The organism is Burkholderia sp. Bp9143, from assembly GCF_003853645.1.
Taxonomy (GTDB): Bacteria; Pseudomonadota; Gammaproteobacteria; order Burkholderiales; family Burkholderiaceae; genus Burkholderia.
Genome location: NZ_QTPO01000010.1, coordinates 58,997 through 73,642, shown reverse-complemented (window position 1 = coordinate 73,642; position 14,646 = coordinate 58,997). Strand labels below are relative to the sequence as shown.

Annotated in this window: 13 protein-coding genes; 10 read left to right on the top strand and 3 right to left on the bottom strand. The window is 61.6% G+C overall.

From position 1 onward, the window contains the following. Window positions 1-3 precede the first annotated feature (3 nt). The 3 genes from DIE23_RS09745 to DIE23_RS09735 all read left to right on the top strand — a co-directional run bounded on the left by DIE23_RS09745 (window position 4) and on the right by DIE23_RS09735 (window position 3,428). Window positions 4-1,260, top strand: a complete 1,257-nt coding sequence (locus tag DIE23_RS09745) for a Xaa-Pro peptidase family protein (protein WP_124611924.1) — start codon at window positions 4-6, stop codon at window positions 1,258-1,260. Window positions 1,261-1,341: 81 nt separating this feature from the next. Continuing rightward, complete coding sequence (locus DIE23_RS09740) at window positions 1,342-2,484, top strand: porin (RefSeq protein WP_124611923.1); 1,143 nt, start codon at window positions 1,342-1,344, stop codon at window positions 2,482-2,484. Window positions 2,485-2,498: 14 nt separating this feature from the next. Then, entirely contained in the window at window positions 2,499-3,428 is a 930-nt protein-coding gene (locus DIE23_RS09735) for a glycine betaine ABC transporter substrate-binding protein (RefSeq protein WP_260436014.1), read from the top strand. A gap of 322 nt (window positions 3,429-3,750) precedes the next feature. Here the strand turns inward: DIE23_RS09735 and DIE23_RS09730 are convergent, their stop codons facing one another. Continuing rightward, complete coding sequence (locus tag DIE23_RS09730; protein ID WP_124611922.1) at window positions 3,751-4,041, bottom strand: DUF1330 domain-containing protein; 291 nt, start codon at window positions 4,039-4,041, stop codon at window positions 3,751-3,753. A gap of 14 nt (window positions 4,042-4,055) precedes the next feature. Then, complete coding sequence (gene mmsB, locus DIE23_RS09725) at window positions 4,056-4,961, bottom strand: 3-hydroxyisobutyrate dehydrogenase (RefSeq protein WP_124611921.1); 906 nt, start codon at window positions 4,959-4,961, stop codon at window positions 4,056-4,058. 802 nt (window positions 4,962-5,763) lie between these two features. Here mmsB (DIE23_RS09725) and mmsB (DIE23_RS09720) point away from each other — a divergent pair. From mmsB (DIE23_RS09720) to DIE23_RS09690, 7 genes are all read left to right on the top strand, one after another. After that, complete coding sequence (mmsB, locus tag DIE23_RS09720; protein ID WP_124611920.1) at window positions 5,764-6,654, top strand: 3-hydroxyisobutyrate dehydrogenase; 891 nt, start codon at window positions 5,764-5,766, stop codon at window positions 6,652-6,654. A 175-nt stretch (window positions 6,655-6,829) separates the two neighbouring features. Next, window positions 6,830-8,485, top strand: a complete 1,656-nt coding sequence (locus DIE23_RS09715) for an MFS transporter (RefSeq protein WP_409364226.1) — start codon at window positions 6,830-6,832, stop codon at window positions 8,483-8,485. A gap of 96 nt (window positions 8,486-8,581) precedes the next feature. Then, window positions 8,582-10,117, top strand: coding sequence for a CoA-acylating methylmalonate-semialdehyde dehydrogenase (locus DIE23_RS09710; RefSeq protein ID WP_124611919.1), 1,536 nt, complete (start codon window positions 8,582-8,584; stop codon window positions 10,115-10,117). Window positions 10,118-10,209: 92 nt separating this feature from the next. Next, window positions 10,210-10,485: a YciI family protein gene (locus DIE23_RS09705; protein ID WP_124611918.1), complete on the top strand. Its 276-nt coding sequence runs from the start codon at window positions 10,210-10,212 to the stop codon at window positions 10,483-10,485. 169 nt (window positions 10,486-10,654) lie between these two features. Further along, a complete protein-coding gene (locus DIE23_RS09700; RefSeq protein ID WP_124611917.1) occupies window positions 10,655-11,629 on the top strand; it encodes a quinone oxidoreductase in 975 nt (324 codons plus the stop codon). Window positions 11,630-11,677: 48 nt separating this feature from the next. Beyond that, window positions 11,678-12,601: a LysR family transcriptional regulator gene (locus DIE23_RS09695; protein WP_124611916.1), complete on the top strand. Its 924-nt coding sequence runs from the start codon at window positions 11,678-11,680 to the stop codon at window positions 12,599-12,601. A gap of 52 nt (window positions 12,602-12,653) precedes the next feature. After that, window positions 12,654-13,568, top strand: a complete 915-nt coding sequence (locus tag DIE23_RS09690) for a LysR family transcriptional regulator (RefSeq protein ID WP_260436013.1) — start codon at window positions 12,654-12,656, stop codon at window positions 13,566-13,568. Between the two features lie 246 nt (window positions 13,569-13,814). Here DIE23_RS09690 and DIE23_RS09685 read toward each other — a convergent pair whose 3' ends face one another. Next, a complete protein-coding gene (locus DIE23_RS09685; RefSeq protein WP_124611914.1) occupies window positions 13,815-14,591 on the bottom strand; it encodes an alpha/beta fold hydrolase in 777 nt (258 codons plus the stop codon). Between the last annotated feature and the right edge of the window lie 55 nt (window positions 14,592-14,646).

Here is a 14,646-nt window from a genome sequence, read left to right as displayed (position 1 = left end):
TCCATGACAACGCTGGACTGGCATCGCGAACGCACGGACCTCTCGGATGTCCACGCGCTTGATCAATCGTCGACGGGCCTCGACATCGACCTCCGGGCGGTGCGCGCGTACCGCCTCGGACGCGTGCGGGCCGAGATGCGAAAGCGCGACATTGCCGCATTGATCGTCAGCGATCCGGTCAACATCCGGTACGCGACCGGCGCCCGCAACATGCAGATCTTCTGCGCGCGCAACACGCCGTCGCGGTATCTCGTCGTGACGGAACACCGAACGATTCTGTTCGAGTTCACGGGTTGCGAGCACCTGGCCGCCGGACTCGAGACCATCGATGAAGTGCGCCCATCGTCGACGGCCAGCTTCGTCGCGGCCGGCCCGGCGATCGCGCAGCGCGAACAAGCCTGGGCAGCCGAGATGGCGGCAACGCTGATCGAACTTGTCGGGCCCGATCCCACCGTCGGCATCGAGCGCATGAACGCCGGGACGGCTATCGCGCTTGCCGCCCGCGGCATGCGTCTGGTCGATGCGCAGGAGCCGATCGAGATGGCGCGCGCGATCAAGTCGACGGAAGAACTCAAATGCGTGGTGGCTTCGCTGCGCGCGACCGAGACGGCCGTCGGCAAGCTGCGCGATGCAATCCGGCCGGGCATGACGGAAAACGCTTTGTGGTCGGTTCTGCACCAGTCGGTGATCGCACAGGACGGCGACTACGTGGAAACGCGCCTGCTGAGCGCCGGCCGCCGCACGAACCCGTGGTTCCACGAAACGTCGAGTCACGCCATTGGCGCGAACCAGCTGATCGCGCTGGACACCGATGTCGTCGGGTGTCACGGCTACTACTCCGACTTCTCGCGCACCTTCCATGCTGGACCTGACGCGCCGACCGAGGAACAACGCACGCTTTACAAGCTCGCGCACGAGCAGGTGCACCACAACATCGAAGTCATTCGGCCGGGCATGACGTTCAAGGAGTACAGCGACAAGGCCTGGAACATTCCCGCGCGGTATCACGCGAACCGCTATTACCTGTCGGCGCATGGCTGCGGCATGACGGGCGAATATCCGTACCTCTACCACCATGCCGATTTCGGTGCTTCGGGCTACGACGGCGAGATTCAGCCGGGAATGACGTTGTGTGTCGAAAGCTACATCGGCGAAGAAGGGGGGCAGGAGGGCGTGAAGCTGGAGCAGCAGCTTCTCGTCACGGAGACGGGCACGCAACTGCTTTCCCTGTTCCCGTTCGAGGACGCGCTGCTGAAGTAGTCGTGCCGCTCGACGCTGCTCCGGCTCGGGGCCGCGCGTGACATGTAGTGAATGCTGATGAGTTTCGAGGAGATAACGTCAATGAAAAGAAAGCTGCTGGTGTCGTCGCTCTGTGCAACGCTCGGGTCTGCCGTCCATGCCCAATCGTCCGTCACGCTTTACGGCATCGTCGACGAAGGTTTCAACTACACGACGAACGTCGTCGGAAGCAAGTCTTACGAGTTGCAGAGCGGTTACGCGCAAGGCAGCCGGTGGGGCTTGAAGGGATCGGAAGACCTTGGCGGTGGACTCAAGGCCGTCTTTACGCTCGAGAACGGGTTCGATGTGAACAATGGTCGTCTGGGCCAAGGCGGTCTCATGTTCGGTCGCCAAGCATATGTTGGACTGTCCAGTCCGACGTATGGTGCCGTCACGTTGGGCCGGCAATATGACGCGCTCGTCGACTTTCTCGCGCAGACGACAGCCAACGGAAACTGGGCGGGCTATCTGTTCTCGCACCCGTACGACAACGACAACACCGACAACTCGTTTCGCGTCAACAACACGGTCAAGTACGCGAGTCCTGCGTTGGCCGGTTTTCAGTTTGGCGGCACCTACAGCTTCTCGAACAACGCGAACTTCGCGAATAACCGGCAGTACAGCGTCGGCGCGCAATATGCGAACGGCGGGCTGCTTGTCGCCGCGGCGTACCTGCAAGCCAACAACCCGTCGGCGAATGCCGGTGGCGCCATCGGCACCGGCGATCAGAACTTCATCGGCTCGCGCGTGCGGGTATTCGGCGCGGGGGTGAACTACACGTTTTCTGCCGCGACCGTCGGTTTCGCCTATACCAACACCGACGTAGCGAACCCGGTCAGCTCGGTGTACGTGGGAGCGATTACGCCGGCCGGCGCCTCTGCCTCGAATCTTCGTTTTCAAAACTTCGAGCTGAACGCAAAGTACCAGTTCACGCCGGCTTTATATGCCGGCGCGATGTACACCTACACGCGCGCCACGCTGAGCCAGGCGACCGGCAAGCGTCACCCGAACTACCAGTCGGTCGGGCTCATGGCCGACTACAGCCTGTCGAAACGCACCGACTTTTATCTGCAAGGTGCCTATCAACATGCAGGCGGCGACGCGACCGGATCCGTGCTCGATGTCGCGTATGTGCCGGGCGCGAGCAATGTGTCGTCGAACGGCAATCAACTCGTCGTGCGGGCTGCCATCCGGCATAAATTCTGACTCGGCGATCTTGCATGACCGGCCTGCATCGACGCATTCGATTTGGCCGCCGTATCAACCCTGAAATGGAACTGCAGAAAATGACCACGATTCTTCGATTTCTCAAGTTTCTCGTGCCCATGGTCCTGCTGCTCACGGGCGCATCGGCCCGTGCGGATGACAAGTCGATCACCATCGGCGTGAACAACTGGGCGGAAAACATTGCCGTCGCCAACATGTGGAAGCTGCTCCTTGCGGAGAAGGGGTATCAGGTTCGCTTGCAAAACGCCGACAAGGCGCTTCTGTACAACAGCGTCGCGCAAGGGAAAATCGACCTGACCTTCGAAGTCTGGCTTCCCGCGGGAGACAAGCCCGCGTTCGACAGGGTCAAAGATCGCGTGGTGAAGATCGGCCCGTGGTTCAAGGAGGCAAATCTCGGCCTCGTCGTGCCGGACTACGTTCCTGTCGATCGCATCGATCAACTTGACGCGAACAAGAAGCGCTTCGGGACGGGTGATCGACCGAGGATCGTCGGGATCGACTCGGGCAGCAGTCTCATGCAACTGACCGATAAAGCAAAAACGGTCTATGGGCTCGACTTCGATGTTCAGTCCTCCTCCGAGTCGGCGATGGTTCTTTCGCTCGAGCGTGCGATTCAGCGCAAGGAGCCGATCGTCGTGACGTTGTGGAAGCCGCACTGGATCTGGTCGAAGTACAAACTCAAGTACCTGAAGGACCCGAAGGGCACATACGGCGCAAGCGATTCCATCTACGGCATCGAGACGCAGGCATTCGCGAAGCAGCATCCCGATGTCGAGAAATGGCTGCAGCAATGGAAGATGGACGACAACTCGCTCGGCAGCCTGATGTCCGAAATCATCAAGGAAGGGGCCTCGACGCCTGAGAGGGGAGCGAAAGCCTGGATCGACGCCAATCGTCAGCTCGTCCAGCAGTGGATGCACTGATGCCGCGAGGGTAGCAACGCGGTGGCTGCTGGATCAGTCATCGTAATCGGGAACGTGTCGACCGGGTCGAACTTCGCAATTGGGTTCGTCGGGTCGATGCGACCTGCAAAACACGACAAGGCATTGGAGACGGGAAATGCATCTTTTCGATCTGAAGCAACTGGGCCTCGGCGGCTACAAGCAGTCGGGCATCGGTCGCCGAGGCGAGTCGGAACGGCTTACGTTACGCCGGCGGGTCTGATAGGGACCAGGGCGTGGAACTCAACAGGGCCGCGTGCCGTACGGCCCCCTTTGAGCTTTCATTTCCTGCGGCGGACGCAGTTCATTCGATCCCTTCCACGATCATCAGATCGGCGACCGCCTTTCCGTCGCGATGGGCCTTTGCTGCTTGATACTCCGGCGAGTTGTAGCATGCCAACGCGGTTTCCATGCTGTCGAACTCGATCACCACGTTTCGCGGCCGCTGCTGTCCTTCCAGATGCCGAGTGAATCCGCCTCTCGCCAAAGGCTTTCCGCCGTATTTCTCAAAACTCTCCGTCGCTCCCTTCGCATAGATTGCATAGGATTCGGCGTCGAACACTTCCACGTGAGCGATCCAATAGGCCTTGGCCATGACGGTCTCCTGGTTCAAGCGGGTTGCGGGTTTCTGTAATAAAAATGCTGGATGCTGGATATATCGAGCAACGAGTTTTCGTCATTCGCTTCGTCATGCAAGGCAAAGAGGTTGCTTGCCAATGCGCCGAGCGGAACGCTCGCCCGTGCGGCCTGGGCGCAGTTCAATGCCAGACCCAGATCCTTGAGCATGAGATTGACCTGGAAGCCGCCGTTGTACGCATGACTGGACGGTACGTCAGGCAGCACGCCGGGCCACGGATTCCACCGGTCCACCATGAAGTTGCGGCCGCTGCTGTTCCGGATCACATCCGACAGGATGCGGGGCGAGAGCCCGTTCCTGGCACCGAGTGCCAACGCTTCCGCAGTGCCGACCATCAATACGGCGGCGAGCAGGTTGTTGCAGATCTTCGCCAGCTGTCCCGCACCGTGTTCGCCCGCATGAATCACGCTCTTGCCCATGGCGCGAAGGATTGGATCGATTCTTTCCACCGTTTCCGCTTCACCGCCGACGATGAAACAGAGCGTACCTTCCCGCGCGCCCATGATTCCGCCGGACACCGGTGCGTCGACCACCTCGCGGCCGTGCCGATGTGCTGCCTCCGCGATGGTCCTTGACGAACCCGGGTCGATCGTCGAGCAGTCGATATAGACCGGGTTGCGGTTGGCAGTCCGCAAGATCCCGCTGTCTCCAAGGTACGTCGACTCGACGACCTGGCCGTTCGGCAGCATGGTGATCACGGCGTCCACATCCTGCGCTGCATCGATGGCATGGGTTGCGACCGCAGCGCCAAATGCTTCGGCCGCTTCCAGTGCAGCCGGATTCAGATCGAATACCTTCAGACGATGGTTGGCCTTGAGCAAGTTTTTCGCCATCGGCAGCCCCATATTGCCAAGCCCGATGAAACCGATGTCCGACATGGATGTGTCTCCGCATGTTGAATTGATCGATTGACGTGACGGATTTCAGCACGCGTCCGCCGTTCGATGTTACGCATGTGCACCTGTATTTCCTGCATGTGATTGAACGTATCATGAGAAAAAGTCGGAGGCAGCCGGGTATGGTGCACACTCGATGTGCAGAATTGCACATCGGCTCCATGTGGAACGCGCGATGAATCGGGATGGCCTCGGATTCTTGCTGGAGCGGGCACGCACAGGGGAGCCCAACGTTTCTGCAAGAAGGCTGGGCGTCGAGCACACGACGGTAGCGCGGCGAATTCAGGCGCTGGAGAAAGCACTCGAACGATCGCCTTTCGTCCGCGAAGCAACCGACGTGCGTCACGCGGCTAATGGCATCCGGATCAACTGTGCGTGCGTGATCCATTCCGGGCGCATAGTGCTTCGAATAGTTTGAAGGAATCCATATGAATTCCTCGTCATTTCACTCGATACGGATCGGTCTGGCTGGTACCAGATAGAACGCGCAACGCCGACAGCGACCGATGCAAGATCGGTACGACGAATGGCTTGCCAACGAACCGGCGGGCCATTTTTTCGTCTGGCGCCCGCGATAGCGAGTCGGCCGCACGGTCATCGGCAGACTTAGCCATCACTTCCGACTTTTTTGCACAGCCGTTGGCCGCTGGTGCGCTGTGCACCCCGTATTCGCGATCCTAAGATTCCTCGCAGTCTCGGAGCATGCCCTTGTCCAGGAGACGCAGGGACCGAGCGATTCAGACTTCGTTGCGATTACCAACATCGTTAGAAAAGGAGCACCGTCATGCCCACTATTGCGTGGATCGGCCTCGGCCTGATGGGTAACCCCATGTCCAGACACATGGTCAGATCGGGCTACACCGTTCGCGGCGTAGACATCGATGCCACGGCGCGCCGGAACGCCGCCGCCAATGGCGTACAGGTAGGCGATTCGATCGCGGACGCATGCAGGGACGCCGACGTGGTGTACACCATGCTGCCTTCGGGCGCAGACGTCCACGACGTCATGACGTCGGCCGATGGCGTATTTGCAAGTGCGCGTCCCGGCACGATCGTGATCGACTGCTCGACGATCGGCATCGACCATGCGCGCAAGCTGCATGTCGCCGCCGAGAAGGCCGGCATCGTATTCGTCGAAGCGCCGGTGTCGGGCGGAACCGAGGGCGCGCGCGATGGCACGCTCACGTTCATGATCGGTTGCGACAAGCAGCATGCGGGGCAGGCCGCGGAGTTGCTGCAACCGCTCGGCGACTACATCGCGTACGTCGGCGGCCCGGGTGCGGGTCAAGCCGCCAAGGTTGTGAACAACCTCATCATGGCGGTCAGCGTCACGGTCAACTGCGAGGCAACGGCATTGGGACAACGGCTCGGTCTCGACATGAAGGCCTTTTTCGAGATCGCGACGCGTTCGTCCGCCGACAACTGGTCTTTCCGACTGTGGAACCCCGCACCGGGTGTCGTCGACGCGTCGCCGGCGTCGAATGGGTACAAAGCCGGCTTCAAGACCTGGCTGCTCGCCAAGGACCTGAGCCTCGCCGTCGAAGCCGGGCGCGAAGTCGGTGCGCGTCTCGAAACCGCGGAAACGGCATATGCGCTGATGACGCGGCATGCGGAAGCCGGCGGTGCCGATCTCGACGCGACATCGCTCGTTCTGCATTTGTCCAGAAACGGCTGAGGGGTTTTCAACGCCCGCAACGGCGATCGGCGCCAGGCGCCGTTCGCCGTCGACGCTGGCATTCCGCAAGCATCAGCCTCTTTGCGCGGCTGATGCAAGCCGTTGCACGCAGGCCGCGACGCGGCACCCAAAGGAAAGTGGCTCATGAAAGTCACTTCCAGTACGGAGACATACCATGATAAGCACGACAATCGACAGGTCGGCGCGGCCCGAAGAAATGGCGGTCCGCAGCCGGACAGTAGTGTTCGCGTCATCGTTGGGGACCATCTTCGAGTGGTACGACTTCTTCCTGGCGGGCGCCCTTGCGCCCTTCATCAGCAAGGCCATCTTTTCCGGAGTCAGCCCGTCTGCTGCATTCATCTTCACGCTGCTCAGCTTTGCTGCCGGCTTTGCCGTGCGACCTCTCGGCGCCGTCGTGTTCGGTCGTCTGGGCGACAAACTCGGCCGCAAATACACGTTTCTGGTGACCATCCTGCTGATGGGGGCGTCAACGTTCTTCGTGGGGCTGCTGCCCGGGTACGCCACGATCGGCATGCCGGCCCCGATCCTCTTCGTTGCAATGCGGCTCGTGCAGGGGCTGGCACTGGGCGGAGAGTACGGCGGCGCTGCGACGTACGTGGCCGAGCACGCGCCGGCGAACAGGCGGGGCACCTGGACGTCGTGGATTCAGATGACGGCCACGCTGGGGCTGTTCCTGTCGTTGCTCGTGATTCTTGGCGTGCGCACCGCGATCGGAGAGGAGCGATTCGGTGCCTGGGGCTGGCGTATTCCGTTCCTGCTGTCGATCGCATTGCTGGGCATCTCGGTATGGATCCGCATGAAGCTCAGCGAGTCGCCGGCATTCCAGAAGATGGTGAACGAAGGCAAGACGTCGAAGGCGCCGGTCAAGGAGGCCTTCGGCCAGTGGAGAAACGTCCGGTTGATGCTCATTGCACTCTTCGGCGTCACGGCCGGGGAAGCCGTGGTCTGGTACACCGGACAGTTCTACACGCTGTTCTTCCTGACCGAAACGTTGAAGCTGCACGGGTCGATGACGAACACCATCCTCATTGCCGCCCTGCTGATTTCCGCGCCGTTCTATGTCGTTGCCGGGATGCTTTCGGATCGGATCGGCCGCAAGCCGATCATGTTCATCGGTTGCCTCCTTGCCGTGTTGACCTATATGCCGTTGTTCAAGGCGTTGACGCACTATGTCAATCCTGCACTCGAAGCCGCGCAAACGCATTCGCCGATTGTCCTCGTCTCCGATCCGAAGACGTGTTCGTTCCAGTTCAATCCGGTCGGTACCGCGAAGTTTACGAGCGCTTGCGACGTGGCAAAGGCGGCGTTGTCGAAAGCGGGGGTGAGCTACGAGAACCAGGTCGCGCCGGCGAGCCAGCAGGCGGTGATCGTGGTGGGCTCTGTCCGGATCGCCTCCTATGACGCGACTTCCGGGGATGCCAAAGCCAAGGCGGATGTATTCAACGCCGCGCTTCGAAGCGCGTTGACCGACGCCGGCTATCCCCATGCCGCGGATCCGGCGCGTGTCGACGTGCCGATGACCGTTCTCGTCCTCGTGGTGCTCATGCTGTACGGCACGATGGTCTATGGGCCGATGGCGGCCATGCTGGTCGAGTGCTTTCCCGCACGCATTCGCTATACCTGTCTGTCCGTCCCGTACCACATCGGCAACGGTTGGTTCGGTGGATTTTTGCCGGCATCGGCATTTGCAATCGTCGCGGCGCGCGGCAACGTCTATTCGGGATTGTGGTACCCGATCGTGATCGCCGCGATGAGCTGCGTCGTGTGCCTGATCTTCGTTCGCGAGACACGTGGCGCAAGCATCGACTAGGTGTGCCGTATCAGCGACTCGTACAAACCGGCGAGGCGCTTGCCCGTGCCGGATCGGTCACGGGCTTGACCGAGGGTTCAACACAAGGAGTTTTTCGTGAATATCGCTGTTGAAAGTAACCACCAGGCCGCGCAAGGACTGCGCACCGCGAAGCTGCTGATCGACGGCGCGTTCGTCGAATCGAAAAGCGATGAATGGCGCGACATCGTCAACCCGGCGACGCAGGCGGTCATCGGCCGGGTGCCGTTTGCCACCGCGGATGAGTTGAACGACGCGGTAGAAGCTGCCAAGCGGGCGTTCCGTACGTGGAGCGTGACGCCGATCGGTACGCGCATGCGGCTGATGCTGAAATTCCAGGAGCTGGTTCGCCAGAACATCAAGCGCATTGCGCGGACGCTGACCGCCGAACAGGGCAAGACGCTCGCCGATGCCGAGGGCGATATCTTCCGTGGCCTCGAGGTTGTCGAGCACGCATGCTCCGTCGGCACGCTGCAACTGGGAGAGTTCGCGGAGAACGTCGCGGGCAAGGTGGACACTTATACGTTGCGGCAGCCGATCGGCGTGTGTGCAGGCATTACGCCGTTCAACTTTCCGGCGATGATTCCGTTGTGGATGTTTCCGATGGCGATCGTCTGCGGCAATACCTTCGTCCTCAAGCCGTCGGAACAGGATCCCCTTTCCACGATGGAGCTGGTGGAGCTCGCGATCGAGGCGGGCGTCCCCGCAGGGGTCCTCAATGTGGTTCACGGCGGGAAGGATGTCGTGAATGCCATTTGCACGCATCCCGACGTCAAGGCCATCTCGTTCGTGGGCTCCACCCAGGTCGGCACGCATATCTATAACCTCGGCAGCCAGCACGGAAAACGCGTTCAATCGATGATGGGCGCGAAGAACCACGCCGTGGTCCTGCCGGACGCAAACAAGGAGCATGCGCTCAATGCGCTGGTGGGCGCGGGCTTCGGCGCGGCAGGACAGCGGTGCATGGCCACGTCGGTGGTGGTGCTGGTGGGTGCATCGAAAGCATGGTTGCCGGAGCTCGTGGATCGTGCGCGCCAGCTCAAGGTCGATGCCGGCACGGTTCCAGGTACCGACGTCGGGCCGGTCGTGTCCCGCGCGGCCAAGGAACGGATCCTCAGGCTGATCGATGCCGGTGCGAAGGAGGGCGCCACGCTCGAGCTCGACGGGCGCGATATCGCGGTCGATGGGTACGGCGACGGCAACTTCATCGGCCCGACGATCTTCTCGAACGTGGCGCCGGGCATGACGATCTACGAAACGGAGATCTTCGGCCCGGTGATCTGCGTCATGGAGGCGGAATCGCTCGACAGCGCGATCGACCTGATCAATCGCAACCCCATGGGAAATGGCGTCAGCATCTTCACCCAAAGCGGGGCAGCGGCACGCAAGTTTCAGAGTGAAATCGATGTCGGGCAGGTCGGCATCAATCTTCCCATTCCGGTGCCGGTCCCGATCTTCAGCTTTACGGGTTCGCGCGGCTCGAAACTCGGCGACCTGGGTGCGTACGGCAAGCAGGTGATCCAGTTCTATACGCAGACGAAGACCGTGACCGCGCGCTGGTTCGACGACGCGACGGTCAGCGAAGGCGTGAACACCACCATCGCTCTGAAATAACGGAAAGCGGCACGATCGGTGGGCCGGGCGAACCGCCCTCGCGTACATCACGTTGCCCGGTCCGCATCCACGACAAGGAGAGGAGAGCAATCATGCATTTCGTCATTTACTGCCTGGACGATCCGGCGACACCGCACGCACGCGAGCGGCACTATGCGGCACATCGTGCCTATCTTGCGTCGGCGCCTGTCCCGATCGTGGTGGCCGGACCGCTGATGGACGTGGTGGGTGAGCGACGCATCGGCAGCATGCTGCTGGTCGACGCGCGCGATCTGGCAGAGGCGCAGGCGTTTGCGGTGAACGATCCGTTCCATGTCAACAAGGTCTGGAAAGACGTGGCGGTGCATCCCTTTATCAAGGCGATCTAGGCCTTCACGGCCGTATCGAGCGGAGCGCGCGGGTCCCGCGCGCCGGTCGCGCGCGACATTGCTGCAACGTATGCAGCACAACGATGCATGGGATGCCATTGATGAACACGGATCGAGTGCGTACTGTGGACACCGACGATTGCATTCCCGGAATACAAGGAGCAGACGAATGGCCGTGATGGTTCGGATAGCAGGAACAGGTGACGTGGACGTGCTGGATTGTCTCGAAGTCGGCCGCGAAAGTCCGGGGCCGGGCGAAGTCTGGCTCGAGCAAGAGGCGATTGGCGTCAACCCGCTCGATGTCAGTCAACGCCGGGGAGATGCGCCGGTGGCGCTTCCGTCGGGCCTTGGTCTCGAGGGGGCCGGCGTCGTGGCCGCGGTTGGCGATGGCGTCGTCGATTTCCGGGTGGGGGACCGTGTCGGTTATGCGACCGGCCCACTGGGCGCCTATGCAAGCGGCAGACGATATCCGGCGGAGCGACTGGTCGCGCTGCCGGACGCCGTGAGCTTCGATGACGCGGCCGCCGTGCTGTTCAAGGGGATCACCGCGCAGTATCTGCTGACCACGACCTTTCAGGTTCGCGACGGCAGTGTCGTCGTCATCTACGGCGCAGCCGGCGCACTCGGACAGATCATGGTCCCTTGGGCCAGGCATCTGGGCGCGCATGTGATCGGCATCGTCTCGCGATCGGCGAGCGTCGAGCGTGCCCGCCAGGCGGGTTGCGATCAGGTGCTGGTGTTCGACGCGGCAACGCTGGGCGAACAGGTGACCGACATCACCGGGGGCCGGAAGGCGGATGTGGTGTACGACGGTGTGGGGAAGGTGTCTTTCGATGCATCGCTCGACTGCCTTCGTCCGCGCGGGCTCATGGTCTCGTTCGGCATGACCTCCGGTGCGCCGTCGCCGGTCAGCGTGTCGACATTGAACGCGAAGGGCTCCCTGTACCTGACTCGCCCGTCGCTGGCGGCGCATACGGCGTCGGCCGAGGTTTATCGCCAGCGTGCGCACGAGGTGCTGGGCGCGATCCGGGCGGGATTCATTCGCGCCAATCCGCGGCACACGTTCCCGCTCGCCGATGTGCGGAAAGCCCATTCGCTGCTGCAGCAAGGCCAGACGGAAGGGGCCGTTATACTGAAACCCTAATGTCATTGGAAGCCGATTCCACGGCGTCGTATGTCATCTGCCACAACGATGAGCGCATTCGGAAGTCAATACGCGGACCAGATCGGGGCGCTGCTTGCGTTGCATGACGGCGGTACGTTTGCGCAGGCCGGCAAGATTCTGCAACGACATCCGACCGTGATCTCGAAACGTGTCTCGGAGCTCGAGGCGAGGCTTGGCGTCCGGCTGGTCGAGCGATCGACACGGCATGTCCGCTTTACCGAGGCGGGGACGCGCTTCATCCAGCGATTGCGCGAAGCGGAGGCGGTACTGACGGATGCCGAACGGGAAGTGTCCGAATCGGCGATACGGGCGACGGGGTCGCTTCGTCTCGCACTCCCAAGCGCACTCGGTCGGATGTGGCTGGCGCCATTGATCGCCGAGTTCGCATTGGCCAATCCCGATCTCATCGTTCACGCGGAATATTCCGAACAGTTCGCGGACATCATCGGCGGGGGTTTCGACGCGGCGATTCGTGTAGGCAGGCTGAACGACAGCCTCCTGCGGGCCAGGAAGCTTTGCGACCACCAAAGGATTCTGTGTGCATCGCCCGCTTATCTGCGGGCGCACGGCGTACCGGAAACGCCGCGTGATCTGAGCCGCCACAATTGCCTCGGCTTCACCGGTCTTGCTACCTATCCCGCGTGGAAGCTCTCGAACGGCAGCCAAGCGGAGACGGTTACCGTACGCGGCAACCTCTCCAGCAACGAGAACTCGACGCTGCTTCTCGCCGCAGTGCGAGGGGTGGGCATCGTGGCTGGCGGCGACTGGTTGATGAGCAAGGATATTGCATCGGGGCGACTCGTCAGGGTGCTGCCGCAATGGCATCTCGACGAGCGCTCGGGTGTCTATCTGGTGACGCCGTCGATCAAGCACACGCCGGCGAAGCTGAAGCTTTTCAAGCAATGGATCGAGGCGCAGTTCACACCGAAACCGCCGTGGGCATCCGTGTGAATTCTACGGGCAGCATCCTCGGGAACGGCCTCGTAGTCAACGAAGGTGCATCGTGGCATCCAGAAAGCTATCGGAAAACTGGGACGATTATCGCTACTTTCTTGCCGTCGCGCAGACCGGAACGCTATCCGCGGCCGCGGAGCGACTCGGCACGGAGCACACGACGGTGTTCCGGCGGATTCGCTCGCTGGAAAGCGTACTGAATAGCCGCCTGTTCCATAAAAGCACGACAGGCTATGTGCTCACGCCGGAAGGGGAGCGCGTACTCGAGGTCGTGCAAGGCGTCGAGAGCGCGTTCCATACGTCGCGAGCGATCGCTGCGGCCGACACCGATGAGGTGGAAGGTATCGTGCGCATCGGTGCGCCTGATGGATTTGGTTCGATCTTCCTTGCCCCGCGCATTCACGAACTGAGCGCGATGAACCCGCGCCTGGAGATTGAAATACTCGCCGCGCCAAGGATCTTCAGCTTGTGGAAGCAGGAGGCGGACATCGCGATCAGCCTGTCCGGAGCGCAGCATCTCCGGGTGGCGTCACGGCGGCTCACCGATTACCGGATGTGTGTGTACGGTTCGAGAACCTACCTCGATCGTGCGGAGCCAATCAAGACAATCCAGGACTTCAGAAAGCATCCCTTTGTCGGCTACGTCGAAGCGGGCCTTTTTGCGCCGGAGCTGAATTATCTGCACGCCATCGATGCCGGTATTCAGCCACGTATCCGGAGTTCGGCGCTGTTGCCCCAAGTCTTCGCGACCGCGGCCGGACACGGTCTGGGGATCCTGCCGGCATATATTGCCGAGTCGTTTCCGCATCTCGTTGCGGTGCTTCCAGCCGAGTTCAGCCTGACGCGTTCGTTCCACATGCACATGCATGAAGACCATCGCAAGGCCGCGCATATCCGAGTGGTGGCCAACTTTATCGCGAAGGTGGTTCAGGACAATGTGGCGCTGTTCATGCGAGATGCCTAGTTGTGGCATCTGGGGTGACGGTGAGACTTCGGATCATCCCGACTACGCGGCGGCGTGACATTCCGCGGATATCCGGGCCGAAGTCGCGACAGCGCTGCTCGCCGCCGTCCGCGTGCGTCGGACGGCCGGCCGGCGGCGATGCTTGTTTCGCGGACATCACCGGGATCCGGGCTGTGTCAGCGCGTCCGTGGAGACGTCGAAGGCCACGCGGCCTCGCATTTGTCCTGTTCGCCGCCGGACCGACATTTACTTCGAAACAGCAGCGGTCGCGTCGAGGATCACCTTGGCGATTTCAGACGGCTGCGACAGGTGAGGCGCATGGCTTGCGCGCAGCGTCGTGACATGTGCCGAAATCTTCTTTGCCATCGCGACCTGCAGAGTCGGGTCAAGCATGTGGTCTTGCTCAGTGACCACGTACCAGGACGGCTTCGTCTTCCAGGCCGCGGCCGTCACCTTCTCCTCGAAGTTCTTTCCACGGGTAGGCGTTTGCGTCGCGTACATCAGACGGGTTTGTTCCGCCGGAACGTCTTGCGCGAGATGCTTTTGCACGCCCTCCAGGCTCAACGTCAGAAACCCGTCCTTGTCCGCGACGATGTGGCTGAAGCCGGACGGAGTCGGGTAGTCCTTCGAAACATCGGCAACCGACTGCCCTTCGGAGGGCGCGAATGCAGCAACATAGACGAGGGCTTTGACGTTGTCCCGCTCTCCCGCTTGGGTGATGACGGCACCGCCCCACGAATGCGCCACGAGAACGACCGGTCCCGTTTGCTGGTCGAGAACGCGTTGCGTTGCCTTGACGTCGTCGGCCAGCGAACTCAGCGGATTTTGCACGGCCACGACATTCAGCCCCTTTTCCTGGAGCAAGGGGATGACCTTGTTCCAGGTCGAACCATCCGCAAATGCCCCGTGAACGAGCACGACGGTGGGCTTCTGTACCTCTGCCGCAATGGCGGACGTGGAAGTCGAAACGGCTGCTGCGCTCCCGAGAGCGGCTGCGACGATCGCTGCTTTTGAGACGGACATCTGATTTCCTTGGAGATGGGTCTGAGGAGGCCGCCGGGCAACGTGGCGCCGATGG

Excerpts from the sequence above, each read along its gene's own strand:
- DIE23_RS09695 (WP_124611916.1), top strand. The coding sequence starts at position 11,678 with ATGAGCGCATTCGGAAGTCAATACGCGGACCAGATCGGGGCGCTGCTT.
- DIE23_RS09705 (WP_124611918.1), top strand. The coding sequence starts at position 10,210 with ATGCATTTCGTCATTTACTGCCTGGACGATCCGGCGACACCGCACGCA.
- DIE23_RS09735 (WP_260436014.1), top strand. The coding sequence starts at position 2,499 with ATGACCGGCCTGCATCGACGCATTCGATTTGGCCGCCGTATCAACCCT.
- mmsB (WP_124611920.1), top strand. The coding sequence starts at position 5,764 with ATGCCCACTATTGCGTGGATCGGCCTCGGCCTGATGGGTAACCCCATG.
- DIE23_RS09685 (WP_124611914.1), bottom strand. The coding sequence starts at position 14,591 with ATGTCCGTCTCAAAAGCAGCGATCGTCGCAGCCGCTCTCGGGAGCGCA.
- DIE23_RS09740 (WP_124611923.1), top strand. The coding sequence starts at position 1,342 with ATGAAAAGAAAGCTGCTGGTGTCGTCGCTCTGTGCAACGCTCGGGTCT.
- DIE23_RS09700 (WP_124611917.1), top strand. The coding sequence starts at position 10,655 with ATGGCCGTGATGGTTCGGATAGCAGGAACAGGTGACGTGGACGTGCTG.
- DIE23_RS09730 (WP_124611922.1), bottom strand. The coding sequence starts at position 4,041 with ATGGCCAAGGCCTATTGGATCGCTCACGTGGAAGTGTTCGACGCCGAA.
- DIE23_RS09745 (WP_124611924.1), top strand. The coding sequence starts at position 4 with ATGACAACGCTGGACTGGCATCGCGAACGCACGGACCTCTCGGATGTC.
- mmsB (WP_124611921.1), bottom strand. The coding sequence starts at position 4,961 with ATGTCGGACATCGGTTTCATCGGGCTTGGCAATATGGGGCTGCCGATG.
- DIE23_RS09715 (WP_409364226.1), top strand. The coding sequence starts at position 6,830 with ATGATAAGCACGACAATCGACAGGTCGGCGCGGCCCGAAGAAATGGCG.